A 25763-nucleotide genomic window follows, 5' to 3' on the forward strand; every position below is an offset into this window, starting at 1 on the left:
GTTAATCCTTAGCCTGCAACAGCGCGATAGTACGATTCATTTCGTTGAAGACGATATCGAGGCCTTCGTCAAAGCCCATCCCCGGTTTTACCAGCATACGCATGGGGCGAGCGGCAAGGGCGACGTGGACACACGTGCGGGCGCTGACATCGGTTTCATTGCAGGTGCCGCCCTGGTACGCTTCCATGCTGTGGCTGTTGCAATAAAGAACTGCATCGACGATGTTGTGAATACTGCCCAGATCCGGGGTTTTGATTTGCACCATGTGGCAACTGGCGGCATCAGTGAAATCAACAATATCCTGGTAGGTGTTACACCATTCATCGGCCACAATTTTCACGCCGGAACCGAGGCGCGTCAGCTCTTTGGTAATCGCGGTCAGCAGGCGGATTTGATCGGGCTTGTTACCGGCATCGACCGGCCCCTCAATGTAGAGCGGCAGGCCTTGCGCCTCTTTTTCCAGACTGGCGATGTATTGCGCACAGCGAAGCGGATCCATATCGAAGATCAGACCAATAGTGCCGTATACATCGATGTGTAGGGTAGGGTGGTAGCGTGCGCTGGTGCGTTTGCTTAGAATCCGATCGGATAGCCAACGGACATATTCGCGCAGTTTTTCTCCTTTAAAGCCCAGTTTCTCTTCGACGTTATTAATCAGCGCATGAGGTAGCACGTCGATGCCCTTAAGGATCATCTTATCGACAGCGATATATCGATCGTCTCCGCTCTGACCAAATAATGGAATGGATTCCGCCACGCGTGGCAACTGCCATTCATCACAGACCACTTCAGTTTTTAGACGGCCGGTTGCCAGCGCGGTAGCATCAAGCAGCGCCTGTGATAATCCATAACGTACGGCGGTATGCAGCAAGTTTCCGTCAATACGCAATTTGTCGAAGAAACGGGCATTCGGCAGGAAAGCATCCACATCGCGGCCTACCAGTAATGGCTTGATATGGTCGTTGAGGAACGGAATAAAGTGCTCTGCGAGGAACAGTGGATCGCGACCGCCTGCCCCGGAATACTGTACGGCAGCACAGTCGCCTACGGCGACCGCACCGTTTTCCAGAATCAACTGAACCGAAACGCACTCCCCGGCCTGACGTACGGCGTTAAACCCCTGTGTTACCGGCTCTCCGGTATAAAAAAAGCCGTCGTGACCCGCTCCGTTTTTTATCGCCTGCTGATCATCGAAATAGAATGAGGAGTAGCCAGCGGTAAAAAGGGCCTGTTTTATTTTCATTATGGTCTTCCTATTAATTTACTGTGGGATACAGCATTGATGTCATCTACAACCATCTGGAATGTCGGTTGGCGTCCTTCAAAGCGCGCGCGTTCAGCAACGTAATCGTGGTGGAGGTCGAGAATATCTTTTGGCAATGGAACGGCTCCGGCTTCCAGTACGCGTATCGCGCCGGTGTTGTCACGGACCGGAAGAATTTTGCCTGCGTTGCAGGCGGCTGGCGCAAACGGCACATCCAGTACGCCCGCTTCAAATGCCAGCACCGTACCGCGCGCAATATCACCATTGCCCAGTTCGAACACTTTGTTCAGTACAGCGCGAACCTCGCTCTTAATCAGTTCAATTTCCAGTTCAACCGCCGGGCACGGCGGGAATTTCTGCTCGTTGACCATGTTGAGCATCTGGCGGGAGGCTTTTAGCCCCTGAATGTTGGCAGCAGCAGTCGGGATGCCCCAGGCTTCGTGCGGACTTTTGGTGATGACTTTGGTAGCACCAGACATCCCCGCGACGGCAGCACCCCAGGAGATAATGGCGAACGCTTTCGATTCGTCCTCCGGAAAGCCTCCCATCCACTGGTGAAACACGGTACTTAATTCGTAGTCGGTATAGCCATAGCTCTGAAAATATTCGTGTGCAAGTTCCCGCAGAGACTGGATCGCCGCAACATCCTGCGTCAGGCTACCGACCTGACCATAACCAACGGTGATAGACTTCACACCCTGTTCCAGTGCCAGCAAGCCTTCGATTATTGCGATAGAGTGCGAGATAAACGGCGGGATTAGCGTACCCGTTAGTGGGCCAAACGGTTCGCGGTTGATGCGGATCCCGTGTTCTTCATACATCCCCATTAAACGATCGCAGTACTGCCAGTCGCGGATCGATTTTTCCAGCGTTACGCGCTTGGCATACGGAATATTGTAGGAAATGCCGCCGCCTTCATAACTGGTAAAGCCGCTGGCCATCGAGATTTCAGCCAGCAGACGCGCATCAGGCGTGCCGTGGCGGATCTGTAGCGGTTTTTGCAGAGTTTCGGTGAGGCGACGGCAAGCTGCGACGCCGTGGTTAACTACCGGTAAACCGTTCAGTTTAGAGGTTCCGGCTTCGATGGATTTTTTAATCCCTACAGCCGCTTCTTCGTACCGATTCAGACGGGTATATGCATCGATAGTGCTCGGCAGCAGATCGCACTCTTCTTGTAGTGTTTTCAGTAGTTCGATGTGTTCGTCCATCAGCGCCACGCCTGCGCGCGGTTGGCTAAGGGTTTTACCTTCCTTGTCTGCTTTCAGCAGGGCAAGAGAGAAGCGTTTATGCTCAGGAATGGTTTGTTGGTATTTAACGCCATCTTCAAAGTTTTCAACATCCTTGCCGGTTTCCCAGGTTTTCAATACCTGTTGCCGCTCGGTCATGAATTCGTCATGGGTTAATTTCTTATTTCGAAGTTCCATTGATTGCAGCCTTAATTGTTATAGGGTTAAGCATTGAATACTGGTGCGCGCGGCGGCCAGCGGATCGACTCTGGCGACGTTTGCCAGCAGTGGTAATAGCCCCCGGGAATCGCGGTAATATTCAAATTCGGTCGGTAAGAGAATGCGTTTGCCGTCGTCGTTTAACTCGCGGTATTTCAACCAGCGATGCATATCGAACTGACTGGCACGCGAGAGCCATCCGCCGGATCCAACGACTTTACGCACAGTTGTCAGGTCGCGTCCCATCTGTAAATCGACATTGCCGACGCAGGTGCAGACCTCTTTTTTGGTGCCCGCATGTCTTTCGGTGGCATAACCCACACACAGTCCGGCCAGGACGGTATCGAAATATTTTTCATCTGCATTCGCGGGTAAGTAGTCGGGATGAGCGACTAGATGACGGAGGTAATGATAAAAAGCGTCCAACTGTGCGGGTTGCTGAGCAAAATTCACACTGACTAACTCTTTCGCACTTTCACCAACCACCATTGCCGAGACGCGCATTCCCAGATCGCCTTCTACCGTCCGTTTTACGAAGGGTTCCGGTACGCCATGTAAAACAGTGTCGGGCGAGAGCGTGTTGGCACAGGCGGAATAGACATCGGTGGTTGCGCCGCCCATGTCGATCAGCATGAACTCTTTCCAGCTGTGATCGACGTTACTGATTGCCTTAACCAGTTCAAAGACCGTCCATGGTGTCGGCATTGGTTCTTCGCCTGTTTTATCAACAATGACATCCAGCCCTTTCCCTTTAACGATGCGTTTAAGGAATATGTCGCAGATAGCCTGGCGTGCAGCTAAAGGGTTCGGATGGTCAAGATCGGGCAGAACGTTGTCGACGATGGTCAGGTCTTTATGCCCGAGGAGCTCCTGCACCTTGTCCTGAATATCCCGGTTTCCGGCATAAATAATGGCGCAGTCGAGTTTGGATTCTGCCAGCACACGGGCGTTATTCAGTCCGTAGCTTTCTTCTCCGCCGTCGGTGCCGCCGGTGAACAAGAGAATATCGGGCTGCGTTTCTTCCAGTGCCTGGATATCACGGCGGTTCAGCTTGTAGGCGTAATATTGCGCAATTTTAGCACCCGCAGAGTGAGCGGTTACTTTCGCGGTTTCCAGGGTGATAGAAGGCACCAATCCCATTGCGGCAACCGCCAGCCCACCTTTGGCAGAGGAGGAATACTTCAATGCAACCTCACCACTGTTTAACAGGGGGAGGGCATCATCTACATTTAACACCTGGTCCAGGCTGGAGAAAAACCCCTTCGCCAGATGATGGGTGGTGGTTGGGGTCAGAACGTGGTTAACCAACGTTAACGCGTCCCCCTCCCGGGTGAAGAGGGCTGCTTTGGTCCACGTCGATCCAATATCGACAGAGACGATTTGCATCAGATTGCCTCTTCAAGAATGCGAGTATCAACGTCATGACGTTGGTTGATATCGTGGGCCATCAGCTGACAAACATCTTCTAAGTCATGACTTGGGGAAAAGACGCGATCAAATCCCATCTCTTTGAATTTGGTTTCCACGTCAGCGAAGTCATGTTTTCCGACCACCAGGTTGCCGCCCACATAGAGCAGGATGTCCCCCAAGCCACGCTCAATGCAGCGTTCGCGCATGCCCAGACAGTCGATATCGCCATGCCCATAGATAGAGGAGACGACAATCGCGTCAGCGCCAGTTTCAATGGCAGCATCAATATATTCGTCCTGGCTGACCATTACGCCCAGATTAATGACTCTGAAGTCATGGTTGCTAAAAACGCGGTCCAGAACTTTATTGCCTACTGCATGGCAGTCCGCGCCAATAACGCCAATCACAAGTGTTGCTTTCTTCATGGGTAATCCTTTGTAAGACAGAGAGTAAATTAAGTTACACACGTCGTATTTATGGCCGTTCATAACGGCACAGGTTTAATATCAGAGGAGTGTCTTTATCTGACCGTAATGTTGCAATTGATCTATTTTCAAAATGTCTTTCGGGAAATGATTGTTTAAAGTGTGTTTTTAAATTCTCATTTTAATTCAGCGTGTTATGTCAACTAATGTCATGAATGTTAAATTTTTAAAATTAACTTGATTTGATGTATTGAGATAATTGTGATCAACTTCTAATTTGCATTTTGGGGAGATTTTTTAGCCATGAGTAATACATTTTGTAAAATTTAACTTGAATTTCACTGCAATTCATCTCTGCTTAATGTAAAAAAAATGTTGAATATAACAAATGGTTAATGATTTATACGAATTATGCCCTTTGTTAGTTCTTTTGATTGTTCGTAAAAAAGAGAGGCACATGAAGGTGCTACCAGTACGAGTAACGTTAATCAAAGATTCTAATACTTCTGGCATAAATGCAGGACAGGTTCGCACAGAGTGGATTTAATCAGTATAATCCTCATAAAATAGTTCAGAATTATTTGAATCATTAACGGTGATTTGATGTCGATGTTCAGAAATAGCTGAGTCAATCAATGAAGACAGTATCGAAAAAATGACTGTATCAGAACTAATTTCGATTAATTCTTCTCTTTTTTGACCCAAAAAGATATTTATCTTGATTTCATTTGTACTACGGCAATCTATATAAAGTAATTTTTGATCGCTGAGATTTTCCGTTTCATAAATGTTTTTGGCGAGTGTCGGGTGTAATGATGCCAGACATCTGCTCAGATAAGCCAGATCCTTTAGGGAATACCCCACTGAGTAGAGGATGTCAGAGAATTTTTGTGTGTTTACTGTTATCTCTGAAGTGCATGTTGCATTGACAGGAAGAGTATTAAAAGAGAGCTGAGATGGTGTCATGATTTAAATATCACCGTGAGGAATAAAAATCAACCCCGGGCACTGTTTAGCAATATTTTACACAGGGCTGTATAGAAAATTAAAGTATTTGATTGGCGTCGGTTAACTGATCAATAACTAGTGCTAAATTGGTAAACATTTTGAAATGTCGATACTGGCTCGGAATATCATTTTCAAAGACGAAGGATTCAAGGTTATTGTCTGAAAAATAAAGGACAAGTGTTGCTGATTCGTCAGGGGAAATATGGAAATAAATCTGGTTACCAGACGGAGGATTGTCCAGAAGAAGAGCATCTTTGCCCGTCACATACCTGTTATGGTCGTGGACACTACGCTCACACTTCATCAGAGGTGTCATGATACTCATGTATTCATCTGATGTTAATATATTAAAATCGCCATTCATTTTAAAGAAACGATAAAGTATCAGTACATCCTCTAGCGTAACCGGTTGGTTTGTTTTCAGAGGGAAATAAGTGGGAACCAGAAGATGAGGTTCTAATCTATTTTGTTGGGCGCTATAACTGAATTTAAACATAAATTCCGGATCGCTCATCAATTTAGAAACATAATTATGCCTGGCTTCAAAGGTTTTAATTTTTGCCAGGTTAAATAAATCTGGTTCTTCATCCTGTATTAAAAGACATTGGCCATAACAGAAAGGTTTTTTTTCATTATAAGCAGAAACGGTTATTCTGTCAGGAGTGTCAACGTTATATCCAAAAGCCAGATAGTTACCCTCCTCATCGCGATCTGTTTCCAGGTTATTTAAATTCATCACATTAAGTGTTTTCAATGCTGATTCAATGAGTTGTTGACCCTCTGAGGTAAATGTTTTGCGCTGTGTTGTATAAAGTGTATCGATACCAACGACTATCCGATGTGGGTCAAGGATGGCGGCAATCAACTTTATTACCTGCACAGTCACGGATGATGTCATTGATTCGTTATCTGTTTTTAGAGGATCATTTGATGGCCAACCAGAGAAGCGATTGACAACAGAACCTATATTATCAAGACCCATGGCAGCAACCTCATTGTAATCAAGCGAGGCGCTCAGCGTACCCGGCTATAGAAAAACTAACTTGCAAAAATCGCTCATTTTTCGTTTATCAGGCGAAAGTTGCCTGTGTTCATGCAGACACAGTCGCCTCTGTTAAGCGATATCTCTCTCATCGATACTTATTGGTGATTATTACAAATGAAACAATAACATGGCGGTCTTACGGCAATGCTCATAAAGGCAACAATCAATTAACTTTGATAAAAATATGTTATGTAAAATAGCAACAAATTGGCTACTCTAATCAATTGGTATTATAAAAAGTTGATAAGGCGATTCTGTTAAATAAAACACTGGTTTTTTATCTATGTCTTTTTATTGTAATAATTGTGTTACATAAATATTTCACAATAAATTAACAATAAAATTACCAATGGTCTATGGTTTATACATAATTAACATATTTGACTGGTTTTGATATAAATCAATTTTTAATTCTTGAAAAAAATCTGCAAAACACGATAAATTGTCGTAGATCAAATTGGTGAGGTCGTGACAATTTCGCTATAAATTGATCACTGTCGAAAAATGCAAATTTGCTCAATAAAAACCTGTTTATTGTAAGGATTTTGCGGCGTAATATAATTACGGGATCAATTTGGTTTATTCATTAACATATTTGTAACTTTTTTATCATTGTCTTTTCCACTTTTGAGGAAAAGACAGCGATAGAGGCGAGCAAATAATTTTGTATTGGGGCATGCGTGTGACCCTTTCTAACGGGGTTCACTCTCGGAGTCTTCATGCGATGAGCAAGGAGTCATGATGTTAGATATAGTCGAACTGTCGCGCTTACAGTTTGCCTTGACCGCGATGTACCACTTCCTTTTTGTGCCACTGACGCTCGGTATGGCGTTCCTGCTGGCCATTATGGAAACGGTCTACGTCCTTTCCGGCAAACAGATTTATAAAGATATGACCAAGTTCTGGGGCAAGTTGTTTGGTATCAACTTCGCTCTGGGTGTGGCAACCGGTCTGACCATGGAGTTCCAGTTCGGGACTAACTGGTCTTACTATTCCCACTATGTAGGGGATATCTTCGGTGCGCCGCTGGCAATCGAAGGTCTGATGGCCTTCTTCCTCGAATCCACCTTTGTAGGTCTGTTCTTCTTCGGTTGGGATCGTCTGGGTAAAGTTCAGCATATGTGTGTCACCTGGCTGGTGGCGCTTGGTTCAAACCTGTCCGCACTGTGGATTCTGGTTGCGAACGGCTGGATGCAAAACCCAATCGCATCCGATTTCAACTTTGAAACTATGCGTATGGAGATGGTGAGCTTCTCCGAGCTGGTGCTTAACCCGGTTGCTCAGGTGAAATTCGTTCACACGGTAGCGTCTGGTTATGTGACTGGCGCGATGTTCATCCTCGGTATCAGCGCATGGTATATGCTGAAAGGTCGTGACTTCGCCTTCGCTAAACGCTCCTTTGCTATCGCTGCCAGCTTCGGTATGGCTGCCGTTCTGTCTGTTATTGTTCTGGGTGATGAATCCGGTTACGAAATGGGCGACGTGCAGAAAACCAAACTGGCTGCTATTGAAGCCGAGTGGGAAACGCAACCTGCGCCTGCAGCCTTTACTCTGTTCGGCATTCCTGATCAGGAAGAGGAGACGAACAAATTTGCGATCCAGATCCCTTACGCGCTGGGCATCATTGCAACGCGTTCCGTGGATACCCCGGTTATCGGCCTGAAAGAGCTGATGGTGCAGCATGAAGAACGCATCCGTAACGGGATGAAGGCGTACTCTCTGCTCGAGCAACTGCGTTCTGGTTCTACTGACCAGGCGGTTCGTGACCAGTTCAATAGCATGAAGAAAGACCTCGGTTACGGTCTGTTGCTGAAACGCTACACGCCAAACGTGGCGGATGCGACTGAAGCGCAGATTCAACAGGCAACCAAAGACTCCATTCCACGTGTAGCGCCGCTGTACTTCGCGTTCCGTATCATGGTGGCGTGTGGCTTCCTGCTGCTGGCAATCATCGCGCTCTCTTTCTGGAGTGTCATCCGCAACCGTATTGGCGAGAAAAAATGGCTGCTGCGCGCCGCACTGTACGGTATTCCGCTGCCGTGGATTGCTGTAGAAGCGGGCTGGTTCGTGGCTGAATATGGTCGCCAACCTTGGGCTATCGGTGAAGTGCTGCCGACAGCTGTAGCGAACTCGTCACTGACCGCAGGCGACCTCATCTTCTCGATGGTGCTGATTTGTGGCCTGTATACCCTGTTCCTGGTGGCAGAATTGTTCTTAATGTTCAAGTTTGCACGCCTTGGCCCAAGCAGCCTGAAAACCGGTCGCTATCACTTTGAGCAGTCTTCCACGACTACTCAGCCGGCACGCTAAGACAGGAGTCGTCAAATGATCGATTATGAAGTATTGCGTTTTATCTGGTGGCTGCTGGTTGGCGTTCTGCTGATTGGTTTTGCAGTCACTGACGGTTTCGACATGGGGGTGGGCATGCTCACCCGTTTCCTCGGTCGTAACGACACCGAGCGTCGAATTATGATTAACTCCATCGCACCACACTGGGACGGTAACCAGGTATGGCTGATCACTGCGGGTGGCGCTCTGTTTGCTGCCTGGCCGATGGTCTATGCCGCTGCGTTCTCCGGCTTCTATGTGGCGATGATCCTCGTGCTGGCGTCTCTGTTCTTCCGTCCGGTCGGTTTTGACTACCGCTCCAAGATTGAAGAAACCCGCTGGCGTAACATGTGGGACTGGGGCATCTTCATTGGTAGCTTCGTTCCGCCGCTGGTGATTGGTGTGGCGTTCGGTAACCTGTTGCAGGGCGTACCGTTTAACGTTGATGAATACCTGCGTCTGTACTACACCGGTAACTTCTTCCAGCTGCTTAACCCGTTCGGCCTGCTGGCTGGCGTGGTGAGCGTAGGGATGATCATTACTCAGGGCGCAACCTATCTGCAGATGCGTACCGTGGGCGAACTGCACCTGCGTACCCGTGCAACGGCTCAGGTGGCGGCACTGGTGACACTGGTCTGCTTCGCACTGGCTGGCGTATGGGTGATGTACGGTATCGATGGTTATGTTGTGAAATCAACAATGGACCATTACGCGGCATCTAACCCACTGAATAAAGAAGTGGTTCGTGAAGCTGGCGCATGGTTGGTGAACTTCAACAACACGCCGATTCTGTGGGCTATTCCGGTACTGGGTGTGGTTCTGCCTCTGCTGACCATTCTGACTGCACGTATGGATAAAGCGGCGTGGGCGTTTGTGTTCTCCTCCCTGACGCTGGCCTGCATCATCCTGACTGCCGGTATTGCAATGTTCCCGTTTGTGATGCCGTCCAGCACCATGATGAACGCAAGTCTGACAATGTGGGATGCAACTTCCAGCCAGCTGACGCTTAACGTCATGACCTGGGTTGCGGTGGTTCTGGTACCGATCATTCTGCTCTACACCGCCTGGTGCTACTGGAAAATGTTCGGTCGTATCACCAAAGAAGATATTGAACGTAACACCCACTCTCTGTACTAAGTAAGGAGCTAAAAATGTGGTATTTCGCATGGATTCTGGGAACGCTTCTTGCCTGTTCGTTTGGGGTAATCACCGCGCTGGCGCTTGAGCACGTCGAATCAGGCAAAGCCGGTCAAGAAGACATCTGATGAGTAAGATTATCGCAACCTTGTATGCGGTAATGGACAAGCGCCCCCTGCGGGCGCTTTCCTTCGTGATGGCGCTTCTGTTAGCAGGATGTATGTTTTGGGACCCGTCACGTTTCGCCGCGAAGACCAGTGAACTGGAAATCTGGCATGGTTTATTGCTGATGTGGGCCGTCTGTGCTGGTGTTATTCACGGCGTGGGCTTTCGTCCGCAGAAGGTTCTCTGGCAAGGGATTTTTTGCCCTTTGCTTGCCGATATTGTTCTCATTGTCGGGCTGATTTTCTTCTTCTTTTAAATCAGAATTCTCTTTAAAAATTTATGGGCCGCTTCAGGCCCATAAATTTTTACGCTCCCTTAACTTGCCCTCATTCCCAAACCTCAATCGCGCGCGTATAGTAGCAGCGTTTAAAAGCTCTAACTTTTGTTGCATTACCGGGATGTAAAGTGAATACAACGCTGTTTCGATGGCCGGTTCGCGTCTACTATGAAGATACCGATGCCGGTGGTGTGGTGTACCACGCCAGTTACGTCGCTTTTTATGAAAGAGCACGCACAGAGATGCTGCGTCATCATCACTTCAGTCAGCAGGCGCTGATGGCTGAACGCGTTGCCTTTGTGGTGCGTAAAATGACGGTGGAATATTATGCACCTGCGCGGCTCGACGATATGCTCGAAATACAGACTGAAATAACATCAATGCGTGGCACCTCTTTGGTTTTCACGCAACGTATTGTCAACGCCGAGAATACTTTGCTGAATGAAGCAGAGGTTCTGGTTGTTTGCGTTGACCCACTCAAAATGAAGCCTCGTGCGCTTCCCAAGTCTATTGTCGCGGAGTTTAAGCAGTGACTGACATGAATATCCTTGATTTGTTCCTGAAGGCTAGCCTTCTGGTTAAACTTATCATGTTGATTTTGATTGGTTTTTCAATCGCATCCTGGGCCATTATTATCCAGCGGACCCGTATTCTTAACGCAGCGGCGCGCGAAGCCGAAGCGTTTGAAGATAAATTCTGGTCTGGAATCGAACTTTCTCGCCTCTATCAAGAGAGCCAGGGAAAACGGGATAATCTCACTGGTTCGGAACAAATCTTTTACAGCGGGTTCAAAGAGTTTGTGCGCCTGCATCGTGCCAATAGCCATGCGCCTGAAGCCGTAGTGGAAGGGGCGTCGCGAGCGATGCGTATTTCCATGAACCGTGAACTTGAAAATCTGGAAACGCACATTCCGTTCCTCGGTACGGTTGGCTCCATCAGCCCGTATATTGGTCTGTTTGGTACGGTCTGGGGGATCATGCACGCCTTTATCGCCCTCGGGGCGGTAAAACAAGCAACACTGCAAATGGTTGCGCCCGGTATCGCAGAAGCGTTGATTGCGACGGCAATTGGTCTGTTCGCCGCAATTCCGGCGGTAATGGCTTATAACCGCCTCAACCAGCGCGTAAACAAACTGGAACTGAATTACGACAACTTTATGGAAGAGTTTACCGCGATTCTGCACCGCCAGGCGTTTACCGTTAGCGAGAGCAACAAGGGGTAAGCCATGGCCAGAGCGCGTGGACGAGGTCGTCGCGATCTCAAGTCCGAAATCAACATTGTACCGTTGCTGGACGTACTGCTGGTGCTGTTGCTGATCTTTATGGCGACAGCGCCCATCATCACCCAGAGCGTGGAGGTCGATCTGCCAGACGCTACTGAATCACAGGCGGTGAGCAGTAACGATAATCCGCCAGTGATTGTTGAAGTGTCTGGTATTGGTCAGTACACCGTGATGGTTGAGAAAGATCGCCTGGAGCGTTTACCACCAGAGCAGGTGGTGGCGGAAGTGTCCAGCCGTTTCAAGGCCAACCCGAAAACGGTCTTTCTGATCGGTGGCGCAAAAGATGTGCCTTACGATGAAATAATTAAAGCACTGAACTTGTTACATAGTGCGGGTGTGAAATCGGTTGGTTTAATGACGCAGCCTATCTAAACATCTGCGTTTCCCTTGCTTGAAAGAGAGCGGGTAACAGGCGAACAGTTTTTGGAAACCGAGAGTGTCAAAGGCAACCGAACAAAACGACAAGCTCAAGCGGGCGATAATTATTTCAGCAGTGCTGCATGTCATCTTATTTGCGGCGCTGATCTGGAGTTCGTTCGATGAGAATATAGAAGCTTCAGCCGGAGGCGGCGGTGGTTCGTCCATCGACGCTGTCATGGTTGATTCAGGTGCGGTAGTTGAGCAGTACAAACGCATGCAAAGCCAGGAATCAAGCGCGAAGCGTTCTGATGAGCAGCGCAAGATGAAGGAACAGCAGGCTGCTGAAGAACTGCGTGAGAAACAAGCGGCTGAACAGGAACGCCTGAAGCAACTTGAGAAAGAGCGGTTAGCTGCTCAGGAACAGAAAAAGCAGGCTGAAGAAGCCGCAAAACAGGCCGAGTTAAAGCAGAAGCAAGCGGAAGAGGCGGCAGCGAAAGCGGCGGCAGATGCTAAAGCGAAGGCCGAAGCGGATGCTAAAGCTGCGGAAGAAGCAGCGAAGAAAGCGGCTGCAGACGCGAAGAAAAAAGCAGAAGCAGAAGCCGCCAAAGCCGCAGCCGAAGCGCAGAAAAAAGCCGAGGCAGCCGCTGCGGCACTGAAGAAGAAAGCGGAAGCGGCAGAAGCAGCTGCAGCTGAAGCAAGAAAGAAAGCGGCAACTGAAGCTGCTGAAAAAGCCAAGGCAGAAGCTGAGAAGAAAGCGGCTGCTGAAAAGGCTGCAGCTGATAAGAAAGCAGCGGCAGAGAAAGCTGCAGCCGACAAAAAAGCAGCAGAAAAAGCGGCTGCTGAAAAGGCAGCCGCTGATAAGAAAGCAGCGGCAGAAAAAGCCGCCGCAGACAAAAAAGCGGCAGCGGCAAAAGCTGCAGCTGAAAAAGCCGCTGCAGCAAAAGCGGCCGCAGAGGCAGATGATATTTTCGGTGAGCTAAGCTCTGGTAAGAATGCACCGAAAACGGGGGGAGGGGCGAAAGGGAACAATGCTTCGCCTGCCGGGAGTGGTAATACTAAAAACAATGGCGCATCAGGGGCCGATATCAATAACTATGCCGGGCAGATTAAATCTGCTATCGAAAGTAAGTTCTATGACGCATCGTCCTATGCAGGCAAGACCTGTACGCTGCGCATAAAACTGGCACCCGATGGTATGTTACTGGATATCAAACCTGAAGGTGGCGATCCCGCACTTTGTCAGGCTGCGTTGGCAGCAGCTAAACTTGCGAAGATCCCGAAACCACCAAGCCAGGCAGTATATGAAGTGTTCAAAAACGCGCCATTGGACTTCAAACCGTAATCGCGATGCTGACTGTTCCGACGGTCAACATCAGACACCGGTTGCCACGGGGTTCTGGTAGTTTTGTGTATTTTAGTTTGTTAACATTCTGCTAAATTATCGTGGGCCATCGGTCCAGATAAGGGAGATATGATGAAGCAGGCATTACGAGTAGCATTTGGTTTTCTCATACTGTGGGCATCAGTTCTGCATGCTGAAGTCCGCATTGTGATCGACAGCGGTGTAGATTCCGGTCGTCCTATTGGCGTTGTTCCTTTCCAGTGGGCGGGTCCTGGTGCAGCACCTGAAGATATTGGCGGCATCGTTGCTGCTGACTTGCGTAACAGCGGTAAATTTAATCCATTAGATCGCGCTCGTCTGCCACAGCAGCCGGGTAGTGCACAGGAAGTACAACCAGCAGCATGGTCTGCGCTGGGCATTGACGCTGTGGTTGTCGGCCAGGTCACTCCGAATCCGGACGGCTCTTACAATGTTGCTTATCAGCTGGTTGACACTGGCGGCGCACCGGGTACTGTACTTGCTCAGAACTCGTACAAAGTGAACAAGCAGTGGCTGCGTTATGCTGGTCATACCGCCAGTGATGAAGTGTTTGAAAAACTGACCGGCATTAAAGGTGCGTTCCGTACCCGTATTGCCTACGTTGTTCAGACCAACGGCGGTCAGTTCCCGTATGAACTGCGCGTATCTGACTATGACGGTTACAACCAGTTTGTCGTTCACCGTTCTCCGCAGCCGCTGATGTCTCCGGCATGGTCACCGGATGGTTCTAAACTGGCCTATGTGACTTTCGAGAGCGGTCGTTCAGCGCTGGTCATCCAAACGCTGGCAAATGGTGCTGTACGTCAGGTGGCTTCATTCCCGCGTCACAACGGTGCCCCTGCATTCTCGCCAGACGGCAGCAAACTGGCATTCGCCTTGTCGAAAACCGGTAGCCTGAACCTGTACGTAATGGATTTGGCTTCTGGTCAGATCCGCCAGGTGACTGATGGTCGCAGTAACAATACCGAACCGACCTGGTTCCCGGACAGCCAGAACCTGGCATTTACTTCTGACCAGGCCGGTCGTCCGCAGGTTTATAAAGTGAATATCAACGGCGGTGCGCCACAACGTATTACCTGGGAAGGTTCGCAGAACCAGGATGCGGATGTCAGCAGCGACGGTAAATTTATGGTAATGGTCAGCTCCAATGGTGGGCAGCAGCACATTGCCAAACAAGATCTGGCAACGGGAGGCGTACAAGTTCTGTCGTCCACGTTCCTGGATGAAACGCCAAGTCTGGCACCTAACGGCACTATGGTAATCTACAGCTCTTCTCAGGGGATGGGATCCGTGCTGAATTTGGTTTCTACAGATGGGCGTTTCAAAGCGCGTCTTCCGGCAACTGATGGACAGGTCAAATTCCCTGCCTGGTCGCCGTATCTGTGATAATAATTAATTGAATAGTAAAGGAATCATTGAAATGCAACTGAACAAAGTGCTGAAAGGGCTGATGATTGCTCTGCCTGTTATGGCAATTGCGGCATGTTCTTCCAACAAGAACGCCAGCAATGACGGCAGCGAAGGCATGCTGGGTGCCGGCACTGGTATGGATGCGAACGGCGGCAATGGCAACATGTCTTCCGAAGAGCAGGCTCGTCTGCAAATGCAACAGCTGCAGCAGAACAACATCGTTTACTTCGATCTGGACAAGTACGATATCCGTTCTGACTTCGCTCAAATGCTGGATGCACACGCAAACTTCCTGCGTAGCAACCCGTCTTACAAAGTCACCGTAGAAGGTCACGCGGACGAACGTGGTACTCCGGAATACAACATCTCCCTGGGTGAACGTCGTGCGAACGCCGTTAAGATGTACCTGCAGGGTAAAGGCGTTTCTGCAGACCAGATCTCCATCGTTTCTTACGGTAAAGAAAAACCTGCAGTACTGGGTCATGACGAAGCGGCATACTCCAAAAACCGTCGTGCGGTACTGGTTTACTAAGAGAATTGCATGAGCAGTAACTTCAGACATCAACTATTGAGTCTGTCGTTACTGGTTGGTATAGCGGCCCCCTGGGCCGCTTTTGCTCAGGCACCAATCAGTAGTGTCGGCTCAGGCTCGGTCGAAGACCGCGTCACTCAACTTGAGCGTATTTCTAATGCTCACAGCCAGCTTTTAACCCAACTCCAGCAACAACTCTCTGATAATCAATCCGATATTGATTCCCTGCGTGGTCAGATTCAGGAAAATCAGTATCAACTGAATCAGGTCGTGGAGCGGCAAAAGCAGATCCTGTTGCAGATCGATAGCCTCAGCAGCGGTGGTGCAGCGGTGCAATCAACCAGCGGCGATCAAAGCGGTGCGGCGGCATCAACGACGCCGACAGCTGATGCTGGTACTGCGAATGCTGGCGCGCCGGTGAAAAGCGGTGATGCAAACACGGATTACAATGCAGCTATTGCGCTGGTGCAGGATAAATCCCGCCAGGATGACGCAATGGTGGCATTTCAGAATTTCATCAAAAATTACCCTGATTCAACTTATCTGCCAAACGCCAATTATTGGCTGGGTCAGTTAAACTACAACAAGGGTAAAAAAGATGATGCGGCGTACTATTTTGCTTCGGTAGTGAAAAACTATCCGAAGTCACCGAAAGCTGCGGATGCGATGTTTAAAGTCGGCGTCATCATGCAGGACAAAGGTGACACCGCAAAAGCGAAAGCTGTATATCAGCAGGTTATCAGTAAATACCCTGGGACTGATGGCGCAAAACAGGCGCAAAAACGTCTGAACGCGATGTAATGCATAACACACGACCAGAAGTCGCATTATTTCTGGTCGTGTCGTGCGAATCATAAGCAGTTGAGTGATCTACATCGAAATTTTTGTTGCGCTCAAGTCTGAAATCAGTAATATATGCCGCCGTTGCCACGGGATATCAAACAAACCGAAAGCAACGAAAAAGTGGGTCGTTAGCTCAGTTGGTAGAGCAGTTGACTTTTAATCAATTGGTCGCAGGTTCGAATCCTGCACGACCCACCAATCGCTAAGGTGGAAGCGGTAGTAAAACGTGAAGGATAACGTTGCGTCAGCAACGGCCCGAAGGGCGAGACGAAGTCGAGTCATCCTGCACGACCCACCACTAACCTAGTTAGTTGTAGTATCCAGCGTAGTATCGGGTGATTAGCTCAGCTGGGAGAGCACCTCCCTTACAAGGAGGGGGTCGGCGGTTCGATCCCGTCATCACCCACCACCGGGTCGTTAGCTCAGTTGGTAGAGCAGTTGACTTTTAATCAATTGGTCGCAGGTTCGAATCCTGCACGACCCACCACTAATGCAGTGGGTTCGGTGGAAGTAGTTTGTAGTATCCAGCGCAGTATCGGGTGATTAGCTCAGCTGGGAGAGCACCTCCCTTACAAGGAGGGGGTCGGCGGTTCGATCCCGTCATCACCCACCACTCGGGTCGTTAGCTCAGTTGGTAGAGCAGTTGACTTTTAATCAATTGGTCGCAGGTTCGAATCCTGCACGACCCATCAGTTTTAACATCAAACTCAGATGTTAAGCGTGAAGGATAACGTTGCGCCAGCAACGGCCCGTAGGGCGAGCGAAGCGAGTCATCCTGCACGATCCACCAATATTAAAATTGGTCCCGAGTAGAAATCATTCAGGTAACACCCGTATGGGTCGTTAGCTCAGTTGGTAGAGCAGTTGACTTTTAATCAATTGGTCGCAGGTTCGAATCCTGCACGACCCACCAATTTAAAGGTGGTTACTGGTAGAGAATGTGAAGGATAACGTTGCGTCAGCAACGGCCCGAAGGGCGAGACGAAGTCGAGTCATCCTGCACGACCCACCATCCTGAATGATTAAAGCAGCATAATCCCGCAAGGGGTCGTTAGCTCAGTTGGTAGAGCAGTTGACTTTTAATCAATTGGTCGCAGGTTCGAATCCTGCACGACCCACCAATGTAAAAAAGCGCCCTAAAGGCGCTTTTTTGCTATCTGGGATATTCAAAGATTCGAACCTGCAGCAGGTTCGAGTTGAGCGCAGCGAAACAACGGAGCCGCTCGCGGCGACGGCCCGAAGGGCGAGCGAAGCGAGTCATCCTGCACGACCCACCAATGTAAAAAAGCGCCCTAAAGGCGCTTTTTTGCTATTCAGGCATCTCTCAATTTCAATTCTTGACCCTGATGACATACTCCGCGCTTGCTGCGTAAACGACTCTACGTCGGAGGAATAAGACGCAAAGTGTGGCATTCGTCATCTCATACGTATTTCGAGTGACTTTTCCCCACCATTCGACTATCTTGTTTAGCATATAAAACAAATCATGCCGATAATAGCGAATATCACGCTTATGTCGGTTTTAATGTTAAGCCTGTAAAACGAGATGGTAAGATGAGCGTGATGTTTGATCCTGAAGCGGCGATTTATCCTTTCCCCCCGAAGCCGACGCTGTTAAGCATTGATGAAAAAGCGTATTACCGCGAGAAGATAAAACGTCTGCTAAAAGAACGTAATGCGGTGATGGTTGCCCACTACTATACCGATCCCGAAATTCAACAACTGGCAGAAGAAACCGGTGGCTGTATTTCTGATTCTCTGGAAATGGCGCGCTTCGGTGCAAAGCATCCCGCTTCTACGTTGTTAGTCGCTGGGGTGAGATTTATGGGAGAAACCGCCAAAATTCTCAGTCCGGAAAAAACAATTCTGATGCCGACACTTCAGGCTGAATGTTCACTGGATCTCGGCTGCCCTGTTGAAGAATTTAACGCATTTTGCGATGCCCATCCCGATCGTACTGTCGTCGTCTACGCCAACACTTCTGCTGCGGTAAAAGCGCGCGCAGATTGGGTGGTAACTTCAAGCATTGCCGTCGAACTTATTGATCATCTGGATAGTTTGGGTGAAAAAATCATCTGGGCACCCGACAAACATTTGGGGCGTTACGTGCAAAAACAGACGGGCGCAGACATTTTATGCTGGCAGGGTGCCTGCATTGTGCATGATGAGTTTAAGACTCAGGCGTTAACCCGCTTGCAAGAAGAATACCCGGATGCTGCCATACTGGTGCATCCAGAATCACCGCAAGCTATTGTAGATATGGCGGATGTGGTCGGTTCCACCAGTCAACTGATCGCTGCTGCGAAAACATTGCCACATCAGCGACTTATCGTGGCAACCGATCGGGGTATTTTCTACAAAATGCAGCAGGCGGTGCCAGATAAAGAGTTACTGGAAGCACCAACCGCGGGTGAGGGCGCAACCTGCCGCAGCTGCGCGCATTGTCCGTGGATGGCCATGAATGGCCTTCAGGCCATCGCAGAGGCATTAGAACAGGAAGGAAGCAATCACGAGGTTCATGTTGAGGAAAAGCTGCGAGAGAAGGCGCTGGTGCCGCTCAATCGTATGCTGGATTTTGCGGCTACACTACGTGGATAACTAATAATAAGGCGTCACGTTACGCTTTGGGGGAAAGATGGATTTTTTTAGTGTGCAGAATATCCTGGTACATATACCAATAGGAGCAGGCGGTTATGATCTCTCATGGATCGAAGCGGTAGGCACGATCGCCGGGTTGCTGTGTATTGGCCTTGCCAGTCTGGAGAAGATCAGCAACTACTTCTTTGGCCTGATCAACGTCACCTTGTTTGGCATTATTTTCTTTCAGATTCAGCTGTATGCCAGCCTGCTATTACAGGTGTTTTTCTTTGCCGCGAATATTTACGGTTGGTATGCGTGGTCGCGACAAACCAGTCAGAACGAGGCGGAGTTGAAAATTCGCTGGTTGCCATTGCCGAAGGCGCTCAGCTGGTTGGCGGTTTGCGTTGTTTCGATTGGTCTGATGACGGTATTTATCAATCCGGTGTTTGCATTTTTGACCCGCGTGGCAGTCATGATCATGCAAGCATTAGGATTACAGGTTGCGATGCCTGAACTACAGCCGGACGCTTTCCCGTTCTGGGATTCATGCATGATGGTGTTATCTATCGTGGCAATGATTCTGATGACGCGTAAGTATGTGGAAAACTGGCTATTGTGGGTGATTATTAACGTGATTAGCGTCGTTATTTTTGCACTTCAGGGCGTTTACGCCATGTCTCTGGAGTACATCATCCTGACCTTTATTGCCCTCAACGGCAGCCGGATGTGGATCAACAGCGCACGCGAAAGAGGTTCACGCGCGCTGTCCCATTAATGATGATGATGTGAATGGCCAGACACCCCTTCATTCAGGTGGCAGTCTGGCCCATGACAAGGTTGATATTCCATCTGAATAGTGGCGTGCTCAATCTGATAGTGATCCATCAGGTAGTGTTGGATCTGATCTAACAAGGCATCGTGATCGTGTGGCGGGATCACCTGCACATGCAGCGTCATCACCGGCTTCTCGCCTACCATCCATACATGTACATGGTGCACATTGCGGACTTCCGGGATTTCCCGGCACATACGACGCTTCAGTTCGGCGATATCCAGCGATACCGGTGCACCTTCAAGTAATTCATTCACGCTATCTTTCAACAGTCGCCACGCGCTACGCAGAACCAGAAGCGACACCAGTATTGAGAGAATGGGGTCAGCAGGTGTCCAGCCGGTCCAGATAATAATCAACGCGGCAATAATAGCTCCAACCGAACCCAGAAGGTCCCCGAGGACATGCAGTGCCGCTGCTCGCACGTTGAGGTTTTTCTCTTCGCTGCCGTGATGAAGTAACCAGAAAGAAAGTATATTTGCCAGTAGCCCAGCCACGGCAATTGCCATCATCATGACGCCCTCGACCGGATGCGGCGTGCGGAAGCGTTCTATCGCCTCCCAGACAATCAAAATAGTAATCACCACCAGGGCGATGGCATTCACAAACGCCGCGAGCGTGGTCAATCTTAGCCAACCGAAAGTGTGGCGAATGGTGGGAGGACGACGGGAAAATTGCACTGCGAGTAGGGCGAAAAGCAGGGCGGCAGTATCGGTCAACATATGACCCGCATCGGCCAGCAATGCCAGAGAACCGGAAAGAAAACCACCAATGACTTCTACGAGCATAAACCCGGCAGTCACGCCGAAAGCATACAACAAGCGACGAGCATTATTATCTTCTGGCAGGTGTGAGGAAGTGTGTGAGTGTGAGTGCGCCATGACGAGTCATCCCTTAATTATTCTCACTTAACTTTATGACATCATACTGCTTTTAGAAGGGAAAAATTAAAAGGGAGAGACTCCGCTCTCCCATTATTGGCTATTTCGCAGGGTTACTGCGTGGTACCGTCGGTTTTGGTATCAACATCATTGTTGATGCCATCACCGGTTTGGACTTTTTTATTGATATCCGGGCAGCGACCATCTTTGCACATGGTGTTCTTGTGCTCTTCATCTTTGGTCATGCCGTCATTGTTCATTGAAGAACCATCCTGATGCAGCATTGTGCCGCCAGAACCGGTATTTACCCCGTTATTGTCGACGTTATTTGGCGCGACATTTTCACGGGCGTCAGGGGCTACCTGGCCCGCATCAGCTGCGGCGTTTGCCTGGCCGTTATTGCTTTGCGCTCCGCTATCGGCAGCCAGTGCGGCACCGCTGGCAAGGCTTAGAGTGGCAGTCAAAAATAGTGTGGCCAGTTTTGTCATTTTCATAGGATGCTCCTGTTATGGTCGTTATGTCGGATAACCTCTTCCAACAGTGCATTTGCAGGTGAATATAAAGTAATTGTTTAAGATTTCAGCCAGGCAAAGATACCCAGAAGAGAATCTTGAAATAATTAACAAACAAAGGAGTTACAGTTAGAAATTGTAGGAGAGATCTCGTTTTTCGCGACAATCTGGCGTTTTTCTTGCTAATTCCAGGATTAATCCGTTCATAGTGTAAAACCCCGTTTACACATTCTGACGGAAGATATAGATTGGAAGTATTGCATTCACTAAGATAAGTATGGCAACACTGGAACAGACATGAATTATCAGAACGACGATTTACGAATCAAAGAAATCAAAGAGTTACTTCCTCCTGTCGCATTGCTGGAAAAATTCCCCGCTACTGAAAATGCCGCGAATACGGTTGCCCATGCCCGAAAAGCGATCCATAAGATCCTGAAAGGTAATGATGATCGCCTGTTGGTGGTGATTGGTCCGTGTTCTATTCATGATCCCGTCGCGGCTAAAGAGTATGCCACTCGCTTGCTGGCGCTGCGTGAAGAGCTGAAAGATGAGCTGGAAATCGTAATGCGCGTCTACTTTGAAAAGCCGCGTACCACAGTGGGCTGGAAAGGGCTGATTAACGATCCGCATATGGATAACAGCTTCCAGATCAACGACGGTCTGCGTATTGCCCGCAAATTGCTGCTCGATATTAACGACAGCGGTCTGCCAGCGGCGGGTGAATTCCTGGATATGATCACCCCGCAATATCTCGCGGACCTGATGAGCTGGGGCGCAATTGGCGCACGTACAACGGAATCGCAGGTGCACCGCGAACTGGCGTCTGGGCTTTCTTGTCCGGTCGGCTTCAAAAATGGCACCGACGGTACGATTAAAGTGGCTATCGATGCCATAAATGCCGCCGGTGCGCCGCACTGCTTCCTGTCCGTAACCAAATGGGGGCATTCGGCGATCGTGAACACCAGCGGTAACGGCGATTGCCATATCATTCTGCGCGGCGGTAAAGAGCCTAACTACAGCGCGAAGCACGTTGCTGAAGTGAAAGAAGGGCTGAACAAGGCAGGCCTGCCAGCACAGGTGATGATCGATTTCAGCCATGCTAACTCGTCGAAACAATTCAAAAAGCAGATGGATGTTTGTGCTGACGTTTGCCAGCAGATTGCCGGTGGCGAAAAGGCCATTATTGGCGTGATGGTGGAAAGCCATCTGGTGGAAGGCAATCAGAGCCTCGAGAGCGGGGAGCCGCTGGCCTACGGTAAGAGCATCACTGATGCCTGCATCGGCTGGGAAGATACCGATGCTCTGTTACGTCAACTGGCGAATGCAGTAAAAGCGCGTCGCGGGTAAGGTTTAATTGTCGGATGCGCCGTCAGAGTGGCGTATCTGATGAATCACCGTAGCCCTGACAAGACGCGCAGCGTCGCATCAGGCAATGTGCTCCATTGTTAGCAACAAAAAAGCCGACTCACTTGCAGTCGGCTTTCTCATTTTTAAGCGAATGACGTTTACTTCGCTTTACCCTGGTTAGCAACGGCCGCTGCTTTCGCCGCGATCTCGTCAGCATTACCCAGATAATAGCGTTTCAGCGGTTTGAAATTCTCGTCGAATTCATAAACCAGTGGCACGCCAGTCGGGATATTCAGCTCAAGAATCTCTTCTTCGCTCATATTATCGAGATATTTCACCAGCGCACGTAACGAGTTACCGTGTGCGGCGATGATCACGCGCTCACCGCTCTTCATTCGCGGCAGAATAGTTTCATTCCAGTAAGGGATCACGCGGTCAATGGTCAGCACCAGGCTTTCCGTCAGTGGCAGCTCTTTCTCGCTCAGCTTCGCGTAACGTGGATCGTGGCCCGGATAACGTTCATCATCTTTAGTCAGTTCCGGCGGAGTTACCGCAAAACCACGACGCCACTGTTTCACCTGCTCGTCGCCATACTTTTCAGCAGTTTCCGCTTTGTTCAGACCCTGCAACGCACCGTAGTGACGTTCGTTCAGTTTCCAGGATTTCTCAACGGGCAGCCATGCCTGATCCAGTTCGTCCAGCACATTCCACAGGGTATGGATAGCGCGTTTCAGCACAGAGGTGTAAGCAAAATCAAAGCTGTAACCTTCCTCTTTCAGCAGCTTACCAGCTGCTTTTGCTTCGCTTACGCCTTTCTCAGACAGATCCACGTCGTACCAACCGGTAAAACGGTTTTCTTTGTTCCACTGACTTTCGCCATGACGAACCAGAACCAGCTTAGTTACAGCCATATACTTACTCCTCAAACCATCTTTTAATGATAATAATTCTCATTATATTGCCGTGACGAAGCAACGGCAATGCTTACGCATAACCATAGCGAAAATAGTGTCGCAGTGTAAGGTTGTTGTGAATATTGAGTTGCAAATATGTCGGTGTTTGCTGGTGATTTGAGCAATATAAGGATAAAGCCCTCATGACGAGGGCTTAAAGTTATTCAGCAATAAACTGATATTCAGTCAGGCTGGAATACTCTTCGCCAGGACGCAGGAAGCAGTCCGGTTGCGGCCATTCAGGGTGGTTTGGGCTGTCCGGCAGAAACTCGCTTTCCAGAGCCAGTCCCTGCCAGTCAGCGTAAGGTTCAGTTCCCCGTGACGGCGTGCCACCAAGGAAGTTGCCGGAGTAAAATTGCAGAGCCGGAGCGGTGGTGTAGACCTTCAGTTGCAATTTTTCATCTGCTGACCAGACATGCGCCGCCACTTTCTTGCCATCACCTTTAGCCTGTAACAAGAACGCATGATCGTAACCTTTCACTTTGCGCTGATCATCGTCGGCAAGAAATTCACTGGCGATGATTTTGGCGCTGCGGAAATCAAAAGACGTTCCGGCGACAGATTTCAGGCCGTCGTGCGGAATGCCGCCTTCATCAACCGGCAGATATTCGTCTGCCAGAATCTGCAGCTTGTGATTGCGTACGTCAGACTGCTCGCCGTCGAGGTTGAAATAGACGTGGTTAGTCATATTCACCGGGCAAGGTTTATCAACCGTGGCGCGATAAGTAATAGAGATACGGTTATCGTCGGTCAGACGATACTGCACTGTCGCGCCGAGATTACCCGGAAAGCCCTGATCGCCATCTTCTGAACTCAGGGCAAATAGCACCTGACGATCGTTCTGATTCACAATCTGCCAGCGACGTTTGTCGAACCCTTCCGGGCCGCCGTGCAATTGGTTGACGCCCTGACTTGGCGAAAGTGTTACGGTTTCATCGTCAAAGGTATAACGACTATTGGCGATACGGTTTGCATAACGACCAATAGAGGCCCCCAGAAACGCGGCCTGATCCTGATAGCATTCCGGGCTGGCGCAGCCGAGCAGCGCCTCGCGGACGCTACCATCGGAAAGCGGAATACGGGCGGAAAGTAAAGTCGCACCCCAGTCCATCAGCGTGACTACCATCCCTGCGTTGTTACGCAAAGTTAACAGTCGGTACGGCTGACCATCGGGTGCCAGTGCGGGAGTTTCGTTCAGCACTGTCCTGCTCCTTGTGATGGTTTACAAACGTAAAAAGTCTCTTTAATACCTGTTTTTGCTTCATATTGTTCAGCGACAGCTTGCTGTACGGCAGGCACCAGCTCTTCCGGGATCAGCGCGACGATACAGCCGCCAAATCCGCCGCCGGTCATGCGTACGCCACCTTTGTCGCCAATCACAGCTTTGACGATTTCTACCAGAGTGTCAATTTGCGGCACGGTGATTTCGAAATCATCGCGCATAGAGGCATGAGACTCCGCCATCAACTCGCCCATACGTTTCAGGTCGCCTTGCTCCAGTGCGCTGGCAGCTTCAACGGTGCGGGCGTTTTCAGTCAGGATATGACGCACGCGTTTCGCCACGATCGGGTCCAGTTCATGCGCAACAGCGTTGAACTCTTCAATGGTGACATCGCGCAGGGCTGGCTGCTGGAAGAAACGCGCACCGGTTTCGCACTGTTCACGACGGGTGTTGTATTCGCTGCCAACCAGGGTACGTTTGAAGTTACTGTTGATGATGACGACAGCCACACCTTTCGGCATGGAAACCGCTTTGGTGCCCAGTGAGCGGCAATCGATCAGCAAGGCATGATCTTTTTTGCCGAGCGCGGAAATCAGCTGATCCATGATCCCACAGTTACAGCCAACAAACTGGTTTTCTGCTTCCTGGCCGTTAAGTGCGATTTGTGCGCCGTCCAGCGGCAGATGATAAAGCTGCTGCAATACGGTTCCGACCGCGACTTCCAGTGAAGCGGAAGAACTTAACCCGGCCCCCTGCGGCACATTGCCGCTGATCACCATGTCCACGCCGCCGAAGCTGTTGTTACGCAGTTGCAGATGTTTCACCACGCCACGAACGTAGTTAGCCCATTGATAGTTTTCATGTGCGACAATAGGCGCATCAAGGGAAAACTCGTCAAGCTGATTTTCATAATCGGCTGCCATCACGCGAACGTTACGGTCATCACGTGGCGCACAGCTAATGACGGTTTGATAATCAATTGCGCAGGGCAGAACGAAACCGTCGTTGTAGTCGGTGTGTTCGCCAATAAGATTCACGCGGCCAGGCGCCTGAATGGTATGAGTGGCAGGGTAGCCAAATGCATTGGCAAACAGAGATTGTGTTTTTTCTTTCAGACTCAT

Annotated in this window: 25 protein-coding genes, 7 tRNA genes and 1 other RNA gene; 22 read left to right on the plus strand and 11 right to left on the minus strand. The window is 49.6% G+C overall.

The features are described from left to right. Position 1: 1 nt before the first annotated feature. The 6 genes from QUF14_RS03980 to QUF14_RS04005 form a co-directional block, all read right to left on the minus strand. A complete protein-coding gene (locus tag QUF14_RS03980) occupies positions 2-1243 on the minus strand; it encodes a methylaspartate ammonia-lyase (RefSeq protein WP_000695027.1) in 1242 nt (413 codons plus the stop codon). Beyond that, positions 1243-2688 carry a methylaspartate mutase subunit E gene (locus QUF14_RS03985; protein ID WP_000423321.1) on the minus strand — a complete coding sequence of 482 codons (1446 nt, stop codon included), beginning with the start codon at positions 2686-2688 and terminating at the stop codon, positions 1243-1245. The genes QUF14_RS03980 and QUF14_RS03985 overlap by 1 nt, the downstream gene beginning before the upstream one ends. Positions 2689-2706: 18 nt before the next feature. Next, positions 2707-4095, minus strand: a complete 1389-nt coding sequence (gene glmL / locus QUF14_RS03990; RefSeq protein WP_100734004.1) for a methylaspartate mutase accessory protein GlmL — start codon at positions 4093-4095, stop codon at positions 2707-2709. Beyond that, entirely contained in the window at positions 4095-4544 is a 450-nt protein-coding gene (glmS, locus tag QUF14_RS03995; RefSeq protein ID WP_000710392.1) for a methylaspartate mutase subunit S, read from the minus strand. The genes glmL and glmS overlap by 1 nt, the downstream gene beginning before the upstream one ends. A gap of 543 nt (positions 4545-5087) precedes the next feature. Next, positions 5088-5510: a hypothetical protein gene (locus tag QUF14_RS04000; protein WP_072157015.1), complete on the minus strand. Its 423-nt coding sequence runs from the start codon at positions 5508-5510 to the stop codon at positions 5088-5090. Positions 5511-5589: 79 nt separating this feature from the next. Further along, positions 5590-6534 carry a hypothetical protein gene (locus QUF14_RS04005; RefSeq protein ID WP_100734005.1) on the minus strand — a complete coding sequence of 315 codons (945 nt, stop codon included), beginning with the start codon at positions 6532-6534 and terminating at the stop codon, positions 5590-5592. 804 nt (positions 6535-7338) lie between these two features. Between QUF14_RS04005 and cydA the strand changes: the two genes are divergently transcribed. The 21 genes from cydA to pnuC all read left to right on the plus strand — a co-directional run bounded on the left by cydA (position 7339) and on the right by pnuC (position 19667). Further along, on the plus strand, positions 7339-8907 hold the full coding sequence (gene cydA / locus QUF14_RS04010) for a cytochrome ubiquinol oxidase subunit I (protein ID WP_000884361.1): 1569 nt from the start codon (positions 7339-7341) through the stop codon (positions 8905-8907). Positions 8908-8922: 15 nt separating this feature from the next. Beyond that, the gene (gene cydB, locus QUF14_RS04015) at positions 8923-10062 is read left to right on the plus strand and encodes a cytochrome d ubiquinol oxidase subunit II (protein ID WP_000568277.1); all 1140 of its coding nucleotides are present in this window, start codon (positions 8923-8925) and stop codon (positions 10060-10062) included. A gap of 14 nt (positions 10063-10076) precedes the next feature. Then, positions 10077-10190, plus strand: a complete 114-nt coding sequence (gene cydX, locus QUF14_RS04020) for a cytochrome bd-I oxidase subunit CydX (RefSeq protein ID WP_000270282.1) — start codon at positions 10077-10079, stop codon at positions 10188-10190. After that, entirely contained in the window at positions 10190-10483 is a 294-nt protein-coding gene (ybgE, locus tag QUF14_RS04025) for a cyd operon protein YbgE (RefSeq protein ID WP_000034602.1), read from the plus strand. The genes cydX and ybgE overlap by 1 nt, the downstream gene beginning before the upstream one ends. Before the next feature lie 149 nt (positions 10484-10632). Then, positions 10633-11037 carry a tol-pal system-associated acyl-CoA thioesterase gene (gene ybgC, locus QUF14_RS04030; RefSeq protein ID WP_001098384.1) on the plus strand — a complete coding sequence of 135 codons (405 nt, stop codon included), beginning with the start codon at positions 10633-10635 and terminating at the stop codon, positions 11035-11037. Next, complete coding sequence (gene tolQ / locus QUF14_RS04035) at positions 11034-11726, plus strand: Tol-Pal system protein TolQ (RefSeq protein WP_000131314.1); 693 nt, start codon at positions 11034-11036, stop codon at positions 11724-11726. The genes ybgC and tolQ overlap by 4 nt, the downstream gene beginning before the upstream one ends. Positions 11727-11729: 3 nt before the next feature. Then, complete coding sequence (gene tolR, locus QUF14_RS04040) at positions 11730-12158, plus strand: colicin uptake protein TolR (RefSeq protein ID WP_000090092.1); 429 nt, start codon at positions 11730-11732, stop codon at positions 12156-12158. A gap of 64 nt (positions 12159-12222) precedes the next feature. Beyond that, positions 12223-13488: a cell envelope integrity protein TolA gene (tolA, locus tag QUF14_RS04045; protein WP_000030637.1), complete on the plus strand. Its 1266-nt coding sequence runs from the start codon at positions 12223-12225 to the stop codon at positions 13486-13488. A 132-nt stretch (positions 13489-13620) separates the two neighbouring features. Then, positions 13621-14913 carry a Tol-Pal system beta propeller repeat protein TolB gene (gene tolB / locus QUF14_RS04050; protein WP_001295307.1) on the plus strand — a complete coding sequence of 431 codons (1293 nt, stop codon included), beginning with the start codon at positions 13621-13623 and terminating at the stop codon, positions 14911-14913. A 34-nt stretch (positions 14914-14947) separates the two neighbouring features. Continuing rightward, positions 14948-15469 (plus strand): peptidoglycan-associated lipoprotein Pal, encoded by a 522-nt coding sequence (gene pal / locus QUF14_RS04055; protein ID WP_001295306.1) that lies wholly within the window; start codon positions 14948-14950, stop codon positions 15467-15469. 9 nt (positions 15470-15478) lie between these two features. Beyond that, entirely contained in the window at positions 15479-16270 is a 792-nt protein-coding gene (cpoB, locus tag QUF14_RS04060; protein ID WP_100734006.1) for a cell division protein CpoB, read from the plus strand. Positions 16271-16434: 164 nt separating this feature from the next. Continuing rightward, positions 16435-16510 (plus strand) — tRNA-Lys (locus QUF14_RS04065). 135 nt (positions 16511-16645) lie between these two features. Further along, positions 16646-16721 (plus strand) — tRNA-Val (locus QUF14_RS04070). 2 nt (positions 16722-16723) lie between these two features. After that, positions 16724-16799, plus strand: a tRNA-Lys gene (locus QUF14_RS04075). A 50-nt stretch (positions 16800-16849) separates the two neighbouring features. Beyond that, a tRNA-Val gene (locus QUF14_RS04080) sits at positions 16850-16925 on the plus strand. 3 nt (positions 16926-16928) lie between these two features. Continuing rightward, a tRNA-Lys gene (locus QUF14_RS04085) sits at positions 16929-17001 on the plus strand. Between the two features lie 148 nt (positions 17002-17149). After that, positions 17150-17225: transfer RNA gene (locus tag QUF14_RS04090), tRNA-Lys, on the plus strand. A 132-nt stretch (positions 17226-17357) separates the two neighbouring features. Continuing rightward, positions 17358-17433: transfer RNA gene (locus QUF14_RS04095), tRNA-Lys, on the plus strand. 30 nt (positions 17434-17463) lie between these two features. Continuing rightward, a non-coding RNA gene (locus QUF14_RS04100) (RtT sRNA) lies at positions 17464-17589 on the plus strand. A 277-nt stretch (positions 17590-17866) separates the two neighbouring features. Continuing rightward, positions 17867-18910, plus strand: a complete 1044-nt coding sequence (gene nadA, locus QUF14_RS04105) for a quinolinate synthase NadA (RefSeq protein WP_000115320.1) — start codon at positions 17867-17869, stop codon at positions 18908-18910. A gap of 37 nt (positions 18911-18947) precedes the next feature. Further along, positions 18948-19667: a nicotinamide riboside transporter PnuC gene (pnuC, locus tag QUF14_RS04110; RefSeq protein WP_000345406.1), complete on the plus strand. Its 720-nt coding sequence runs from the start codon at positions 18948-18950 to the stop codon at positions 19665-19667. Here the strand turns inward: pnuC and zitB are convergent. Next, positions 19664-20605 carry a CDF family zinc transporter ZitB gene (zitB, locus tag QUF14_RS04115; RefSeq protein ID WP_000951267.1) on the minus strand — a complete coding sequence of 314 codons (942 nt, stop codon included), beginning with the start codon at positions 20603-20605 and terminating at the stop codon, positions 19664-19666. The genes pnuC and zitB overlap by 4 nt on opposite strands. Positions 20606-20718: 113 nt before the next feature. After that, positions 20719-21099, minus strand: a complete 381-nt coding sequence (locus QUF14_RS04120) for a YbgS-like family protein (RefSeq protein WP_000784343.1) — start codon at positions 21097-21099, stop codon at positions 20719-20721. A 315-nt stretch (positions 21100-21414) separates the two neighbouring features. Between QUF14_RS04120 and aroG the strand changes: the two genes are divergently transcribed. Then, complete coding sequence (aroG, locus tag QUF14_RS04125; RefSeq protein WP_001109196.1) at positions 21415-22467, plus strand: 3-deoxy-7-phosphoheptulonate synthase AroG; 1053 nt, start codon at positions 21415-21417, stop codon at positions 22465-22467. A gap of 158 nt (positions 22468-22625) precedes the next feature. On the opposite strand, the gene gpmA is transcribed toward aroG, so the two are convergent. The 3 genes from gpmA to galK form a co-directional block, all read right to left on the minus strand. After that, on the minus strand, positions 22626-23378 hold the full coding sequence (gpmA, locus tag QUF14_RS04130) for a 2,3-diphosphoglycerate-dependent phosphoglycerate mutase (RefSeq protein WP_024212141.1): 753 nt from the start codon (positions 23376-23378) through the stop codon (positions 22626-22628). Positions 23379-23580: 202 nt separating this feature from the next. Beyond that, entirely contained in the window at positions 23581-24621 is a 1041-nt protein-coding gene (gene galM, locus QUF14_RS04135) for a galactose-1-epimerase (RefSeq protein ID WP_000931381.1), read from the minus strand. Next, positions 24615-25763 carry a galactokinase gene (gene galK, locus QUF14_RS04140; RefSeq protein WP_000053449.1) on the minus strand — a complete coding sequence of 383 codons (1149 nt, stop codon included), beginning with the start codon at positions 25761-25763 and terminating at the stop codon, positions 24615-24617. Before galK ends, galM begins: the two co-directional genes overlap by 7 nt.

It is taken from the genome of Escherichia sp. HH091_1A, assembly GCF_030295175.1.
Classification (GTDB): Bacteria; Pseudomonadota; Gammaproteobacteria; order Enterobacterales; family Enterobacteriaceae; genus Escherichia; species Escherichia coli_F.